14 protein-coding genes are annotated in these 14519 nt (G+C 65.9%); 7 read left to right on the top strand and 7 right to left on the bottom strand.

Translation table 11 applies throughout. The features are described from left to right. The first annotated feature begins 5 nt into the window (after window positions 1-5). The gene (locus MU516_RS10130) at window positions 6-491 is read left to right on the top strand and encodes a peroxiredoxin (protein WP_260277108.1); all 486 of its coding nucleotides are present in this window, start codon (window positions 6-8) and stop codon (window positions 489-491) included. 262 nt (window positions 492-753) lie between these two features. Here MU516_RS10130 and MU516_RS10125 read toward each other — a convergent pair whose 3' ends face one another. The 4 genes from MU516_RS10125 to MU516_RS10110 all read right to left on the bottom strand — a co-directional run bounded on the left by MU516_RS10125 (window position 754) and on the right by MU516_RS10110 (window position 6803). Then, window positions 754-1887: a GNAT family N-acetyltransferase gene (locus MU516_RS10125; RefSeq protein ID WP_260277107.1), complete on the bottom strand. Its 1134-nt coding sequence runs from the start codon at window positions 1885-1887 to the stop codon at window positions 754-756. Between the two features lie 186 nt (window positions 1888-2073). After that, window positions 2074-2829: a glycerophosphodiester phosphodiesterase family protein gene (locus tag MU516_RS10120; protein ID WP_260277106.1), complete on the bottom strand. Its 756-nt coding sequence runs from the start codon at window positions 2827-2829 to the stop codon at window positions 2074-2076. Continuing rightward, window positions 2829-3284: a RidA family protein gene (locus MU516_RS10115; protein WP_260277105.1), complete on the bottom strand. Its 456-nt coding sequence runs from the start codon at window positions 3282-3284 to the stop codon at window positions 2829-2831. The genes MU516_RS10120 and MU516_RS10115 overlap by 1 nt, the downstream gene beginning before the upstream one ends. Window positions 3285-3350: 66 nt before the next feature. Beyond that, the gene (locus MU516_RS10110) at window positions 3351-6803 is read right to left on the bottom strand and encodes a chromosome segregation SMC family protein (RefSeq protein WP_260277104.1); all 3453 of its coding nucleotides are present in this window, start codon (window positions 6801-6803) and stop codon (window positions 3351-3353) included. A gap of 164 nt (window positions 6804-6967) precedes the next feature. Here MU516_RS10110 and MU516_RS10105 point away from each other — a divergent pair, with 164 nt between their 5' ends. The 3 genes from MU516_RS10105 to MU516_RS10095 all read left to right on the top strand — a co-directional run bounded on the left by MU516_RS10105 (window position 6968) and on the right by MU516_RS10095 (window position 8708). Continuing rightward, window positions 6968-7348, top strand: coding sequence for a CidA/LrgA family protein (locus MU516_RS10105; RefSeq protein WP_260277103.1), 381 nt, complete (start codon window positions 6968-6970; stop codon window positions 7346-7348). Beyond that, on the top strand, window positions 7341-8060 hold the full coding sequence (locus MU516_RS10100) for an LrgB family protein (protein WP_260277102.1): 720 nt from the start codon (window positions 7341-7343) through the stop codon (window positions 8058-8060). The genes MU516_RS10105 and MU516_RS10100 overlap by 8 nt, the downstream gene beginning before the upstream one ends. A gap of 411 nt (window positions 8061-8471) precedes the next feature. Then, the gene (locus tag MU516_RS10095) at window positions 8472-8708 is read left to right on the top strand and encodes a hypothetical protein (RefSeq protein ID WP_260277101.1); all 237 of its coding nucleotides are present in this window, start codon (window positions 8472-8474) and stop codon (window positions 8706-8708) included. Window positions 8709-8781: 73 nt separating this feature from the next. Here the strand turns inward: MU516_RS10095 and mog are convergent, their stop codons facing one another. After that, window positions 8782-9315: a molybdopterin adenylyltransferase gene (gene mog / locus MU516_RS10090; RefSeq protein ID WP_260277100.1), complete on the bottom strand. Its 534-nt coding sequence runs from the start codon at window positions 9313-9315 to the stop codon at window positions 8782-8784. Between the two features lie 117 nt (window positions 9316-9432). On the opposite strand from mog, the gene MU516_RS10085 reads away from it, so the two are divergent. Continuing rightward, the gene (locus tag MU516_RS10085; RefSeq protein WP_260277099.1) at window positions 9433-9801 is read left to right on the top strand and encodes a hypothetical protein; all 369 of its coding nucleotides are present in this window, start codon (window positions 9433-9435) and stop codon (window positions 9799-9801) included. Between the two features lie 160 nt (window positions 9802-9961). On the opposite strand, the gene MU516_RS10080 is transcribed toward MU516_RS10085, so the two are convergent. Next, entirely contained in the window at window positions 9962-11188 is a 1227-nt protein-coding gene (locus tag MU516_RS10080) for an argininosuccinate synthase (protein WP_260277098.1), read from the bottom strand. A 125-nt stretch (window positions 11189-11313) separates the two neighbouring features. Here MU516_RS10080 and ilvA point away from each other — a divergent pair, with 125 nt between their 5' ends. Together ilvA and MU516_RS10070 are read left to right on the top strand one after the other, a co-directional pair. Then, a complete protein-coding gene (gene ilvA / locus MU516_RS10075; protein ID WP_260277097.1) occupies window positions 11314-12561 on the top strand; it encodes a threonine ammonia-lyase IlvA in 1248 nt (415 codons plus the stop codon). A 95-nt stretch (window positions 12562-12656) separates the two neighbouring features. Then, on the top strand, window positions 12657-13949 hold the full coding sequence (locus MU516_RS10070; RefSeq protein WP_260277096.1) for a PP2C family protein-serine/threonine phosphatase: 1293 nt from the start codon (window positions 12657-12659) through the stop codon (window positions 13947-13949). Between the two features lie 6 nt (window positions 13950-13955). On the opposite strand, the gene MU516_RS10065 is transcribed toward MU516_RS10070, so the two are convergent. Beyond that, a complete protein-coding gene (locus MU516_RS10065) occupies window positions 13956-14405 on the bottom strand; it encodes an NUDIX hydrolase (RefSeq protein WP_260277095.1) in 450 nt (149 codons plus the stop codon). Between the last annotated feature and the right edge of the window lie 114 nt (window positions 14406-14519).

Below are 14519 nucleotides of genomic sequence, written 5' to 3'. Positions count from 1 at the left end.
ACGCAATGAGCATCCAGCCCGGCGACAAGTTTCCCGAAGGTCAATTGCTGAAGGTCGGGGCAAACGGGCCCGAAGCGGTGGATACCGCCGAACTGGACAGCGGGCGCGTGGCCATTTTCGGGCTGCCCGGCGCGTTCACCGGCACCTGCACCAACGCCCATATGCCCAGCTTCATCCGGACCGCGCAGCAGTTCCGCGACAAGGGCGTTTCGCGGATCGTCTGCCTGACGGTCAATGATCCCTTCGTCTGCGCCGCATGGGCCGAGGCGACCGGCGCACCCGACGCCGGAATTGACGTCCTGGCCGATGCCGACGGACAAGTGACCAAGGCACTGGGTCTGGATTTCGACGCGCCACCGGCGGGTCTGTTCGGACGTTGCAAGCGTTTCGCCGCCCTGCTGCGCGATGGCGCTGTCGAGGTCATCGACGTCGAGGATTCTCCCGGCACATGCAGCGTCAGCGCCGGCGAGGCGCTGCTTGAAAAAGTCTGATCGCGGCGCCCTGACCTACTGACGTCAAGGCCGGCGCCTTCAACACGACCAGGCTCGATTTCGTCTCTTGCGCTCCATCCCGGCTAGCGGCGAAATCGAGCCCTCACATCGCTTATATAGGCGCGACCAACCCGGACAAGGCATCGCCAGACGGTCTTGGAACGGGCCCGTTCGCACCGATTGGCCACACACTCAGCCCTCAAGCCAAGGGGCAGTAAGCCCGCGACTTATATGTTCGCTCTCCACCCCTGCAATTGCGCGGCTAGCCCGATTTTCGGAACGGTCCCCAATCGGTCAGGAACTCGATCTCTTGCCCCATGGCGGCGCGTTCCTGATCCAGATACTCGGCCAGCGCGCGTAGAAAACCCTCGTCGCGAACCCAGTGCAGCGAATGGATTTCGGCAGGCAGATACCCCCTTGCCAGCTTGTGTTCGCCCTGCGCCCCCGCCTCGACCCGCGCCAGCCCGTGGGCGATCGCATAGTCGATCGCCTGATGGTAGCACAGTTCGAAATGCAGGAAGGCGTGATCCTCGACACAGCCCCAGTAGCGACCGTATAGCGCGTCCGGTCCGATAAAATTCAGCGCCCCCGCGACCGGACGCCCGTCGCGTTCGGCCAGCACCAGCAGCACGTCATCGCGCATGGTCCGCTGGACCTCGTCAAAGAAGGCGCGTGTCAGATAGGGCGTGCCCCATTTGCGGCTGCCGGTATCCTGATAGAAGACCCAAAACGCATCCCAATGTTCGGGGCGCAGGTCGTCGCCGGTGAGGTGGCGGATCGTGCCACCGAATTCCCGGGCGCGCTGACGCTCCTTGCGCAAGGCCTTGCGTTTGCGCGACGACAGGTCGGCCAGAAAATCGTCATAGGCTTGGTAGTCGCGATTGAACCAATGGAACTGCTGGGTCACACGCGGCAGGAAACCCGCATCCGCCCCCAGCCCGGCCTCGGCCTCCGTGCAGAAGGTGACATGCACACCCGACGCCCCGCCCCGTTCCGCAATCTGGGTCATCCCGGCCAGCAGCGCCTGACGCACCGCGGGATCTGGCGACAGCAGCCGTGCACCGGTTGCGGGTGTGAAGGGCACCGCGCATTGCAGCTTGGGGTAGTAATCGCCACCGGCGCGCAGATAGGCCTGTGCCCATGCGTGATCGAAGATGTATTCGCCCTGGCTGTGGGATTTTGCATAAAGCGGCGCCGCTCCCACGATCTCGTCCCCGCGCTCGACCGTCAGATGCAGCGGTTGCCAGCCCGTGCCCTTGCCGACCGAGCCAGAGCTTTCCAGCGCGTGCAGGAACCGGTGGGCGGTAAACGGATTGCCGTCACCAAGCGCGTCCCAGCGATCGGGCGGGATGGCGGCAATGGCGGGATGCGTGGTCAGGGTCAGAGGCGCGCTCATGCGTGGCAAGCTAAGTGCTGCAATCGGGTTTGTCAGCCCACCGTGTCATCACGGGATGCGGCGCAGCCTGTACAGGGCATGCAGCCTCGAATGGTCCGCCCGCGCAGGGGGGCCGGGGGGTGCAACTCCCCCGACCATCGCGGGACGCAAGGGGGCGCCGCGGATTTTCCGCGGCACCCGATGCTCTCAGATCTGCGGGGCATAGCCTTCGAAGGTGATGTTGTCGGCGACACGGCGCGCGGCGTCCTCCTGTTCTGGACTGCGCACGGTCCAGCACAGGATCGGCACGCCCTGTGCCTTCAATGCATCGACACGCGGGTTGGTCAGATCCCGCCTGTCATGCGAAATGAAGGACGCACCGCAATCGGCGAAATCGTCGATGTCGGCCAGACGCTTGCGCGTCTCCTCGTCCAGTGCGGGCCAGTCCTCGGCCGGAAAGCCGCAAGAGGTAATGCCGACGGCGATATCCGGCGCCAGATCGTGAAACGCTTTCACGACATGCGGATTGAACGACATCACCGCGACCGGGCCCTGATAGCCCTTCACTTGGGCTGCGACGTGACCGGGCAGATCGCCGATATGCGGGCCAAGGCGTCCGTCCTGATCCTTGATCTCGATCAGCAGCGGCACCCGCCCGTCGACCAGCCGCAGCATGGCGGCCAGCGTCGGGATCTGTTCGTCGCTGTCCAGAAGCCGCATCCCGGCCAGGTCGTCCGGGTCGAGATCGGCGATGAACCCCTGATCGCCCGCCAGCCGTGAAAGATCATAGTCGTGAAACACCATCGGCACACCGCCCGCGGCGGGCTGGATGTCCATCTCGATCGCATATCCCGCCTCGATGGCCGCTGTCGCGGCCGCCAGGCTGTTTTCGGGCACGCCCTCGCCGTGCAGGCCGCGATGGGCGATGGGCAGGCGCAGGAATTCGGGCGGCAGGCCGGCCATCACGCGACCTCGAAGATCGCCTCGATCTCGACCGCGACGCCAAGCGGCAGCGACGGGGCCGAGACGGCGGCGCGGGCGTGACGTCCGGCATCGCCGAACACTTCGACCATCAGGTCGGAACAGCCGTTGATGACCTTGGGCTGATCGGTGAAATCGGGGGTTGAGTTCACGAAGCCGGTCAGCTTCACCACCCGCTTGACGCCGTCCAGATCGCCGATCGCAGCTTTCAGCTGCGCAATCAGCGACAGCCCGCAGCGGCGCGCGGCGGCCGCGCCGTCTTCGACCGACATGCCGTCGCCCAACTTGCCCTTGATCAGCCCGTTTTCGTCCGCGCTGATCTGGCCCGACACGAAGATCAGGTTCCCGCTTTTCACGAAGGGCACATAATTGGCCGCCGGCGCGGGCGCGTCCGGAAGGGTGATGCCTTTTTCGGCAAGGGTCGCTTCGATGCTCATGATGATCCTCGTCAAGCTGTGGCTCCGGACAGGCCGGATTCGGTGCGCAGCCTAGCGCGACCCAGCTCAGGCGACCAGAGCCTCGGCGCGTTTCAGATCGACGCTGACAAGCTGGCTGACGCCCTGCTCGACCATGGTGACGCCGAATAGCCGGTCCATCCGCCCCATCGTCACCGCATGGTGGGTGATGATCAGAAAGCGGGTTTCCGTGCGGCGGGTCATTTCGTCCAGCAGGTCGCAGAACCGGCTGACATTGGCGTCGTCCAGCGGCGCATCGACCTCGTCCAGGACGCAGATCGGGGCCGGGTTGGCAAGGAACACCGCAAAGATCAGCGCGAGCGCGGTCAACGTCTGTTCGCCGCCCGACAGCAGCGACAGCGTTGACAGTTTCTTGCCCGGCGGCTGGCACATGATTTCCAGTCCAGCTTCCAGCGGGTCGTCGGATTCGACCAGCACGAGACGCGCCTCGCCGCCTCCGAACAGGCTGGTGAACAGCGTCGTGAAGTTTGCGTTCACCGTGTCGAAGGCCGCCAGCAAACGTTCGCGACCCTCGCGATTCAGGCTGCCGATCCCGGCGCGCAGCTTGCGGATCGCCTCTTCCAGATCGGTCTTTTCGCCCGCCAGCCGGTCGCGTTCCTCTTCCAGTTCGCGCTTGTCCTCGTCGGCGCGCAGATTGACCGCGCCCAGCCCGTCGCGCTGGCTGCGCAGGCGGGCGATCTTGTCTTCCAGCGCGGTCGCAGGCGTGTCGGTGTCGGCATCGCCCAGACTGTCCAGCAGGGCCTGTGGCGTGCCTTCCGTCTCCTCGTGGATGCGCGCGCGCGCCCCGGCTTCGCTGTCGCGCGCTGCTTCGGCCCGTGCCTCTCGGGCAGCGCGGACCTCGCGTGCCTCGGATGCGGCGCGCTCGGCGTCGCGTTCGGCATGCGCGGCCGACCGGGCCGCATCGTCGGCCACGGACAGCGCCTCGCGGGCGCGGGTCATGCGTGTTTCGGCCTCGGCCTCACGCTCGGACAGGCTGTCGCGTTTCTCGGCAAGAATGGCGGGCTGGGCCTCGGCCGCTTCCAGTTCGTCGGCCGTGCCGTCGCGGCGCGCCGCCAGTTCTGCGGCACGCGTACCGGCCTGTTGCAGCCGCAGCTTCCAGCCCGATTCTTCCTTGGCGATTTCTTGCAGTCGCTTGATCCGCGCGTTGCCTTCGCGGCGCAACTCGTCCAGTGCCGCACGGCGAGTCATGGTGGCGATGCGCGCGGCTTCGACGCCGGTGCGGGCGTTCTCGACCGCTGCCGCCGCGTCATCGCGGTCGGGCAGGTCCGACAGCACGCGTTCCGCCTGTGTCAGCCGACTGCGGGCGTCCTGCGCATCGGCCCGATGCCGGGCGACCTCGCCGCGCGCCGATTCCGCGCGGCTGACAGCCATCGCCAGATCCGATTCAGCCCGGGTCGCCGCGCGCGAGGCATCCGACAGCAGCCTTTCCGCATCGCGCCGGGCGTCGCGGGCGGATTTCTCGCGCCCGGCGACATCGGCCAGCCGAGCCTTGGCCGCGTCATGAACCTCGGCCGCGGTGGCAGCGCGGGCTTCCGCCTCTTCTGCCTGCGTGGTGATCTCGTTCAGTTGATTGACCTTTTGAAGGTGCAGCGCGGCCGAAGACGACGCATCGCCCGCCATCACCCGCATTCCGTCCCAGCGGAAAAGATCGCCCTGGGTCGTCACCAGTCGCTGACCGGGCTTCAGATCGGCCTGCATGGCGGCACCGGTTGCGGCATCGGCCACCAGCCCCACTTGCGACAGCCGCCGGGCAAGGGCGTCCGGGCCGCAAACCTGTTCCACCAGCGGCGTCGCGCCTTGCGGCAGTGCCTGCGGCGCGTCCCAACCCGGCAGCAGATGCCAGCCGGTTTCGCCATCCTCGGCAAGCCCGGCGCGCAGATCGTCGCCAAGCGCCGCACCGAAAGCGATCTCGTATCCCTTGGCCACCCGCACCCGGTCGAGGATCGCGCGGCCATCGGACTGGCCACGTTCGACCAGCCGACGCAGCGCCGCCATCTCGGCGGCCAACGCACCGGATTCTCCCTCTGCCTCGGACCTTGCGGCACGGGCAGCGGCTTCGCCCGTCTCGGCCTCGGCCCGCGCGGCCTCGGCGTCTGCCAGCGCCTCTTCGGCGGCTTCGGCACGCTGGCTTGCGGCCTCCAGCGCTGCTTCGGCGTCGCGCAGCGCCTGTTCGGCGTCGGCGCCGGTTGCGGCGGCGCGCTGCGCGTTCTCATCGGCCTCGGCGGCGGCGCGTTCCGCACGTTCCAGCATCGCCCGCAGATCCGACACCAGCCGTTCCGCCGATTGGTGCCGCGCGGCAAGCCGCGCCGATTCGTCGGTCAGTTCCGCAAGTCGCCCTTCGACCTCGCGCAGTGCCTCGGCGGCTTCGTCAGCCCGAGCAGCGGCCGCATCCAGCCGTCCGTCATGGCCCTGACCGGATTTCTCAAGCTCGGTCTTCTCCCACGACAAGCGCTCTACGACTTCGCCAGCATCGCGGTTCAGCGCCTCTTCCCGTTCGATGTCGCGATCAAGCTGTGCGATGCGCGCAGCCAACGCACGAACCGTGTCGGCAGCCCGCGCCTCGGCCTCGTCCAGCGCTTCGCGTTCGACGACCAGTCGCGACAGGATCGCCGCCGCCACCTGTTCCTCTTGGCGCAGCGGTGGCAGCGCCTCGTCCGCGGCCTCGCGCCGTGAACTGGCTTCGCGTGATGCGGTTTCCGCTGCACCTGCCGCCTTTAGGGCTTCGGCCATCGCTTCGGCTGCCGTCAGTCGCGCGGCCTCGGCCTCGGCCCATCGACGATACAACAGCACACCCTCGGCCAGCCGCAGTGCGGCGCCGATCTCTCGGTATTTCGCGGCCGTGCGCGCCTGCCTCGCGAGGCTTGCGGCTTGCGTCGTCAACTGGTCCAGCGTGTCGTCGACGCGGGTCAGGTTGTTCTCGGCGCCGTTCAGCTTCAATTCGGCCTCGTGCCGGCGCTGATACAGGCCGCTGATCCCCGCAGCCTCTTCCAGGATCCGGCGGCGGCTTTTCGGCTTGGCGTTGATCAGCTCGCTGATCTGTCCCTGCCGGACCAGCGCGGGTGAATGCGCCCCGGTCGAGGCGTCCGCGAACAGCATCTGCACGTCGCGGGCCCGCACATCCTTGCCGGCGATCTTGTAGGCAGACCCCGCATCGCGGGTGATGCGTCGAACGATGTCGAAATGATCTTCGTCGTTGAAGCCCGCCGGCGCCAGCCTGTCGCGGTTATCAAGGGTCAACGACACCTCGGCATGGCCGCGCGCCGAACGGCGCGAGGTGCCTGCAAAGATCACGTCCTCCATCCCGTCGCCGCGCATGGCGGTGGGACGGTTTTCGCCCATCACCCAGCGTAGCGCCTCGAGCAGGTTCGACTTGCCGCAGCCATTCGGCCCGACCACGCCGGTCAGACCCTCGCGGATCACCAGATCCGTGGGGTCGACAAAGCTCTTGAAGCCGTTGAGGCGGAGTCGGTCGAATCGCACGCTGGCGCTCCGTCATGTTCTGCTCGATTAGGGAATTGTTGCCGTGCCACCGCAACAAGTCAACCAAAACCCCAGATATGGGATCGTGCGAATAGTTATCCCCAAGATGCGCGCCCGTCGTGATGCCGCTGGCCTAAATGCACGGACGGCGCTAGCGTCCCGACATGATCGCGACGCTTGCCATTATCCTGTCTTTCCAGCTTGTCGGCGAAATCGCCGCCCGAGCGCTAGACCTGCCTTTGCCCGGCCCCGTCGTCGGGCTGCTGCTGCTTGTCGCGACCTGCATCCTGCGACCCTCGGTCGCCGAACGGATCCGGCCCACGACGCTGGGGCTGCTGCAGCATCTGTCGCTGTTCTTCGTGCCGGCGGGCGTGGGCATCGTCGCGCATTGGGGATTGCTGCGCGAATACGGGCTTGGGCTTGCACTGGCGCTGGCGGGATCGACGGTGCTGGCTATCGGCGCAGGCGCGCTGGCCTTCACCGCGGTGGCACGGCTGACACGGTCCGAGGATCCGTCGGCGATGAAGGCACCCGGCGATGACTGATCCGCTGCTGATCTGGTCCTATCTGTCCGAGGGCCCGCTGCTGTGGCTGACCGCGACGCTGGTCGCCTATCTGATCGGCGACGCGGCATTTCGCGCAACCCACAGGAAAAGCTGGGCGAATCCGGTGCTAATCGCGGTTGTGGTGCTTGGCCTGCTGCTGTGGGGCACCGGCACGGACTACGCCACATATTTCGAGGGCGCGCAGTTCGTCCACTTCATGCTGGGGCCTGCGACGGTGGCGCTGGGGCTGCCGCTTTACGACAATCTTCCGCGCGTCAGAAAGGCCGCTTGGCCGATGCTGGCGGGGCTGGTCGTGGGATCGTCGGTCGCCGTTCTCTCGGCGCTGGCGATTGCGAAAGCCTTTGGAATCCAAGGCTCTGTTCTGGCGTCTCTGGCGCCGAAATCCACGACCGCGCCAGTCGCCATCGGCATCGCTGAACGGATCGGAGGCCAGCCCACGCTGACCGCCGCACTGGTCCTGCTGACCGGCATCTTCGGTGCGATCATCGTCACGCCACTGCTGAACGCGCTGCGCATACGCGACTGGCGCGCAAGGGGTTTTTCGGTCGGTGTCGCCGCCCATGGGATCGGCACAGCGCGCGCCTTTCAGGTGAACGAAACCGCGGGTGCGTTTTCCGGCATCGGCATGGGGCTGAACGCGGTTCTGACGGCGATCATCGCGCCCTTGGCACTGCGCCTGTTCGGCGGCTGAGGCGTTGCGCAACGGGGCGGGCGTTGCGTGAGGCCGGTTCACCACGTCCATCCGCGATGGGCCCAGGAATTGCTGGACTTTTCGCAGCACATCCCGTGCACCGGGCGTGCACAGCCCGTACACAGGCAACGCACGGTCGGCTGACCCTGTTGCGGGGCGCATGGTTCGACAAACCACGATGACAAGGATGTATTCTGCCGCAGACTTCCCATATAGAGGGGTGTAACCCGGCATTTTCGCGGGGCGTCACGGAGATCTTGCGATCATCACCCGCCCAAGCCTTCACCACGGCCGCGACGCAAACCGCCAACGATACGGCACCGGGGATTCCCGACGACACCAGAACCGGGGCAGCGAATCCCGCCCGTCGGGGCCATCACACCGCATGCCAATATTTTCAGGGAGAGCCATGTGACGCGCAAAAGCAAACCAAGCCCGCTGTTCGGCCAGTATTTCAAACCGCCGGAAACGCTTCAGGACCGCACGACCGCAGCCGCCATGCAGATCATCGACGAGGATCGGGCGCGCCGGGACGAGCAATCAGCAAAGCTGAAGGAGGCGCGGCTGGAACGGGACGAAAAGCGCGCGGCAGACGCGCAGGCACAGTCCGAGCCCAAGCCGCGCCCGTCCCGCAAGAAATCCGGCTGATGCGGTCGCCGCGCGGGCATGCGTGAAAGATCGTGAAGTGACGAACACGCCGGCTTTGCGGAGCCGGCTCGGGTCACTTCGCCCTCGGGCGGAACGCCCGGATCTTTGCCGGGTCGGTGTCGATGTAGCCGGCGCCAAGCAGGTCCAGACAATAGGGAACTGCAGCGAACACCGCGTTCAGACAGGTGGCGATGGCCGAGGGTTTGCCGGGGATGGTGATGATCAGCGTGGCATCGCGGCTGACCGCCGTCTGGCGCGACAGGATCGCGGTCGGCACCTCGCGCAGGCTGGCGCGACGCATTTCCTCGCCGAAGCCCGGATATTCGCGGTGGGCGATGTCCATGACCGCCTCGGGCGTCTGGTCGCGGGGCGCGGGGCCGGTGCCGCCGGTCACCAGGATCAGGTCGGCGCCGCCTTCAACCAGATCGCGCAGTTTCGCAGCCACGACATCGCGGCCATCGGGCACGATGTGACGGTCGATCTGGACGGGAGAGTTGATCACGTCGCGCAGCCACTCTTCGGCGCCGGGACCGCCCTTGTCCTGATATTCGCCCCGCGCCGCACGGTCCGAAACGGTCAGGATGGCGATGCGGGCGGGACGGGTCATGGGCGGGGCCTTTCGGTATCTAAGGTAGTTTGCCAAGTTGCGAAGCTTACTTCTAGTTGCAGCACTGATAAGATTCTAGCACGATCGGATTTAGCAACGAGAAGGTATGGCAAGAGTATGAATTATATTAAGCTGTCTATGGTGATGATCACAGTCGCATTGGCTGGCTGCGCTTCGGACATCATGAAGACATATGTTGGCAAAGACATCACCGAGGCCGCGATGGACTATGGCGTACCCAACGGGGTTATGGATTTGCCCGACGGCCGACGCGCATTCATTTGGCAAAGAAGCCAGTCAATGGCGATGCCGACAACCACAAACTACAATGCGACAGCATACGGGAACTGGGTTAGCGGCACCGCGACAACGACCGGCGGAGGCGTTAATAGCTGGGAATGCACCTACACACTCATTGGTCAAAAGAACCCGCGCGGCAGCTATACTGTCGTGGACTTCAGGAAACCGTCTTTGGCATGTGAGTAAGAGTGGGACATGAGGGAGGCCCTCTGAATATCGACGTATTGTAAGGTATATTGGTTTCGGCTACCGCCTGTCCGCCCCCGAACCGTCACACAATTCCTTCCAGTGAAAAGCCCCGCCTGGTTTGTTTGGCGGGGCATCCTCTCATAGGCTAGGGCATTGCCTATTTCACCCGCGCATTGCGGTTACCGATCAGTTTCAGCCGCAGGGCGTTCAGCTTGATAAAGCCCGCCGCGTCCTTCTGGTCATAGGCACCGGCGTCGTCCTCGAAGGTGACATGGGCTTCGCTGTAAAGCGAGTGATCCGACCAGCGGCCGACGCAGGTGACGCTGCCTTTATACAGTTTCAGGCGGACGGTGCCGGTGACATGTTCCTGGGATTTGTCGATGGCGGCCTGCAGCATCTCGCGTTCGGGGCTGAACCAGAAACCGTTATAGATCAGTTCGGCATAGCGCGGCATCAGGCTGTCCTTCAGATGGCCTGCGCCGCTGTCCAGCGTGATCTGTTCGATGCCGCGATGGGCTTCCAGCAGGATCGTGCCGCCGGGGGTTTCGTAGATGCCGCGCGACTTCATGCCGACAAACCGGTTCTCGACAAAATCCAGCCGGCCGATGCCGTGCTTGTGCCCGTACTGGTTCAGATCGGTCAGGATCGTGGCGGGCGACAGTTTGGCGCCGTTGATCGCCACCGCGTCGCCACGTTCGAAGGTCACCTCGATATATTCGGGCGTGTCGGGGGCGTCCTCGGGGCTCACGGTCCGCTGATAGACATATTCCGGGGCCGCGACTGCGGGATCTTCCAGCGCCTTGCCCTCGCTGCTGGTGTGCAGCAGGTTGGCATCGACGCTGAACGGCGCCTCGCCGCGCTTGTCCTTGGCGATGGGGATCTGGTTCTGTTCGGCGAATTCCAGCAGTTTCGTGCGCGAGGACAGGTTCCATTCACGCCAGGGCGCGATGACCCGGATCGCCGGGTCCAGCGCATAGGCGGACAGTTCGAAGCGGACCTGATCGTTGCCCTTGCCGGTCGCGCCGTGGGCCACGGCGTCGGCGCCGTGCTGATGGGCCAGTTCCACCAGCCGCTTGGAGATCAGCGGCCGGGCGATCGAGGTGCCCAGCAGGTACAGCCCCTCGTACAGCGCGTTGGCGCGGAACATCGGGAAGACGAAATCACGCACGAATTCCTCGCGCAGATCCTCGATATGGATGTTCTCGGGGGCGATGCCCAGCATTTCGGCCTTCTGGCGCGCGGGTTCCAGTTCCTCGCCCTGGCCCAGATCGGCGGTGAAGGTGATGACCTCGCAGCCATATTCGGTCTGAAGCCATTTCAGGATGATCGAGGTGTCGAGCCCCCCGGAATAGGCGAGGACGACTTTCTTCGGCGCGTCGGACATGGCGGAACCCTTTTCGAATTTCCGTGGGGGAATACGGCTAATCGCGCGCGCTCACAAGGGCCGGAAGACCAGCAAGCGCCTCAGCCCCTTGCCAAACCGGCGCTTTCGCGGCATGGGCAGCGGTTATGGAAAACTTTGTCGCCTCCGTCCGGAATGCCGAGGCCGCGCTTCGCGACCTGTTCGAGCAAACGCCGCTGCAACGCAACGACCACCTGTCGGCGAAATATGGCGCCGATATCTGGCTGAAGCGCGAAGACCTGACGCCGGTGCGCAGCTACAAGCTGCGCGGCGCCTTCAACGCGATGCGCAAGCTAGTGGACGGAACGCCCGGCAGCAATGCCCATTTCGTCTGCGCCAGCGCCGGAAACCACGCGCAGGGCGTGGCCTATGCGTGTCGCCATTTCGGCGCGCGCGGCACGATCTTCATGCCGATCACCACACCCCAGCAGAAGATCCACAAGACGCAGCTTTTCGGGGGTGACGCGGTCGAAATCGTGCTGACCGGCGATTACTTCGACCAGACGCTGGCCGCCGCGCAGGCCTTCTGCGCCCAGAAGCAGGCGCAGTTCCTGTCGCCTTTCGACGCCCCCGACATCATCGAGGGGCAGGCCACTGTGGGGCTGGAGATGCTGGGCCAGCTTGGCCGGGCGCCGGATCTGGTGGTGCTGCCGGTGGGCGGCGGCGGCCTGTCGGCGGGGGTCACCCGTTATCTGGGCGAGACCGCGCCCGCGACGCAATTCGCCTTTGCCGAGCCGCTTGGCGGGGCCAGCCTGAAGGCCGCGCTGGAAACCGGTGCGCCCGTGGCCCTGCCGGCGGTGGACAGTTTCGTGGACGGCGCGGCGGTCGCCCGGATCGGCGCCCTGCCATTCGAGGCGCTGCGCCGCTTTTCGCCCTCGGACGTGTATCTTGCGCCCGAGGACCGGATCTGCCGGACCATGCTGGAGATGCTGAATACCGAAGGCGTGGTGCTGGAACCCGCCGGCGCGCTGGCGCTGGATGTGCTGGGCGATCTGGGTGATCTGGGTGGAAAGACGGTGGTCTGCGTCTGTTCGGGCGGGAATTTCGACTTCGAGCGGCTGCCCGAGGTCAAGGAACGCGCGCAGCGATTCAGCGGCGTGAAAAAATATTTCGTTCTGCGCATGCCGCAGCGCCCCGGCGCGCTGCGCGACTTCCTGCAGCTTCTGGGGCCGGACGACGACATCGCGCGGTTCGAGTACCTGAAGAAATCGGCGCGCAATTTCGGCTCGGTCCTGATCGGGATCGAAACGACGGAACCGGACAATCTGATCACGCTGGCCCACAGGCTGAGCGATGCCGGGTTCGCCTATCGCGACATCACCAACGACACGATTCTGGCCGAACTGCTGGTCTGATGGCGGCACGCCGAGGCCGCAGATAGGCACAGTTTGAACTAAACGCCCGGACGGATTTACCGCGTCTTTACGCGGCCGGATCTAGAACGGCGATCATGACAGCCGCGAATCGACCCTCTGCCGTTCCCTCCCCTGCCACCGGTGCCGTCCGACGGGCGCGCAGTGTGCTGCTGGTCGATCACGACCGGCCGCAGCGCGACCTGATCGCACAGCAATTGCGGCGCGCGGGATATCGGGTGGCGGTGGCTGCGGACGGGGACGCCGCGCTGGCCGCCTGCGATGTGGACGAGCCCGATCTGATCCTGTCGGACTGGACGATGCCGGGGATGTCCGGGCTGGAACTGTGCCGCGCCTTCCGCAGGCGAGAGCGCAACGGACACGGCTATTTCATCCTGCTGACCTCGGACGCGGACGAGGCCGACATCGCCCGCGGGCTGGAGGCGGGGGCAGACGATTTCCTGACCAAGCCGGTCGCCGGGCAGGAACTGCTGGCGCGTCTGTCGGCGGGCGAGCGGATCCTGCGCGTTGAAGAGGAACTGCGTGCCAGCAACGACCAGCTGCGCAAGGCACTGGATGCGCTGCGCGAAACCCAGTCCGCCATCGATCGCGACCTGCGCGAGGCGCGCAAGCTGCAACAGGGGCTGGTGCGCGAACGCGCGGGCCGGTTCGGGCCGATCCAGCTGTCGCTGCTGCTGCGGCCTGCGGGCCATATCGGCGGCGATCTGGTGGGTTTCTTCCCGATCAGCCGCGACCGGGTCGGGCTATACGCGCTGGACGTTTCGGGGCACGGGGTCACGGCGGCGCTGCTGACCGCCCAGCTTTCCGTGCATCTGTCGGGCGCATCGGATCAGAACGTCGCGCTGCGCGCCGCGCAATCGGGCAGCGACGCCGTGCCGCCCGCGGCGCTGGCGCATTTCTTCAACAACATGATGCTGGAGGAGATGAACACCGACACCTATTTCACGATGATCTATGCCGAACTGAACCACGCCACCGGACAGGTCCAGATGGTTCAGGCGGGCCATCCCCATCCGATGCTGCAGAAACAGGACGGGCGGGTCATCAGGATCGGCGATGGCGGCATGCCGGTGGGGGTGTTCGAACGGCCGATCTTCGACGAGATCGAGTTCCGGATGGAGCCGGGAGATCGGCTGCTGATCACCTCGGACGGGATCACCGAGGCGACGACCCCCGGCGGACGAATGCTGGGCGACGAGGGTCTTGAGGCGATCATGCGCACGAACGCCTTCCTGGGCGGACACGCCTTTCTGGAATCGATGGCGTGGTCGGTATCGGAATACTGCCGTGGCGAACGCCCCGACGACATGTCGGCGGTGCTGGTCGAATATCTGCGACCCGCCGACCCGGTCAGCCTGCCAGGCCGCTGATCGCGGCTAGAGAAGACCGGTCGCCATGACCCGTTCCAGAAACCGCCTTCCGCCGGGATCGGCAAGCCGGTCCAGCGCCTGGGCGGGTGTCATCCAGTGGGCACTGTGGCCCGCCTCGCGCGGCGGGCCGCGCCGCAGGATCGGACGGCCAAGCCAGACCGAACACAGCTTTTCGGCCATCAGGTCGTAGTCCGGCATGAAACAGCAGCGCCGATAGGCCCCCAGCCTCCGCAGCCCGCCGACCGTCCAGCCGGTTTCCTCCATCACCTCGCGGTGCAGCGCCGGCAGCGGGCTTTCGCCCGGATCGACGCCGCCGCCGGGCAGCTGGTATTCGGGCCGGGGCACGGTCTGATGGGTCAGCAGGATCCGCCCGTCGCGCACCAGGATCGCATAGGCGCCGGGGCGGCGTCGATAGGTTGCGCTGGCGCGCGGTGGCGGGCCGAGGCGGGGAATCATGATCGCTCCTGCTAGAACTGCGGAACCGATGCATAGCCCGGCTGATGCCGAGCGGCAAACCGTGCCGCGCGGCCCCCCTTGGGATCGGCGGCGAAAGGATTATATTGGGGCGCG

This window comes from Paracoccus maritimus (genome assembly GCF_025195095.1).
GTDB classification, from domain to species: domain Bacteria; phylum Pseudomonadota; class Alphaproteobacteria; order Rhodobacterales; family Rhodobacteraceae; genus Paracoccus; species Paracoccus maritimus.
Note: the sequence above shows the minus strand (reverse complement) of the source record. Positions and strands in the feature narration are given on the sequence as shown.

What these genes read in the sequence shown, in the direction of transcription:
- MU516_RS10130 (WP_260277108.1), top strand. Translation starts at nt 6, where the DNA reads ATGAGCATCCAGCCCGGCGACAAGTTTCCCGAAGGTCAATTGCTGAAG.
- MU516_RS10125 (WP_260277107.1), bottom strand. Translation starts at nt 1,887, where the DNA reads ATGAGCGCGCCTCTGACCCTGACCACGCATCCCGCCATTGCCGCCATC.
- MU516_RS10120 (WP_260277106.1), bottom strand. Translation starts at nt 2,829, where the DNA reads ATGGCCGGCCTGCCGCCCGAATTCCTGCGCCTGCCCATCGCCCATCGC.
- MU516_RS10115 (WP_260277105.1), bottom strand. Translation starts at nt 3,284, where the DNA reads ATGAGCATCGAAGCGACCCTTGCCGAAAAAGGCATCACCCTTCCGGAC.
- MU516_RS10105 (WP_260277103.1), top strand. Translation starts at nt 6,968, where the DNA reads ATGATCGCGACGCTTGCCATTATCCTGTCTTTCCAGCTTGTCGGCGAA.
- MU516_RS10100 (WP_260277102.1), top strand. Translation starts at nt 7,341, where the DNA reads ATGACTGATCCGCTGCTGATCTGGTCCTATCTGTCCGAGGGCCCGCTG.
- mog (WP_260277100.1), bottom strand. Translation starts at nt 9,315, where the DNA reads ATGACCCGTCCCGCCCGCATCGCCATCCTGACCGTTTCGGACCGTGCG.
- MU516_RS10085 (WP_260277099.1), top strand. Translation starts at nt 9,433, where the DNA reads ATGAATTATATTAAGCTGTCTATGGTGATGATCACAGTCGCATTGGCT.
- MU516_RS10080 (WP_260277098.1), bottom strand. Translation starts at nt 11,188, where the DNA reads ATGTCCGACGCGCCGAAGAAAGTCGTCCTCGCCTATTCCGGGGGGCTC.
- ilvA (WP_260277097.1), top strand. Translation starts at nt 11,314, where the DNA reads ATGGAAAACTTTGTCGCCTCCGTCCGGAATGCCGAGGCCGCGCTTCGC.
- MU516_RS10070 (WP_260277096.1), top strand. Translation starts at nt 12,657, where the DNA reads ATGACAGCCGCGAATCGACCCTCTGCCGTTCCCTCCCCTGCCACCGGT.
- MU516_RS10065 (WP_260277095.1), bottom strand. Translation starts at nt 14,405, where the DNA reads ATGATTCCCCGCCTCGGCCCGCCACCGCGCGCCAGCGCAACCTATCGA.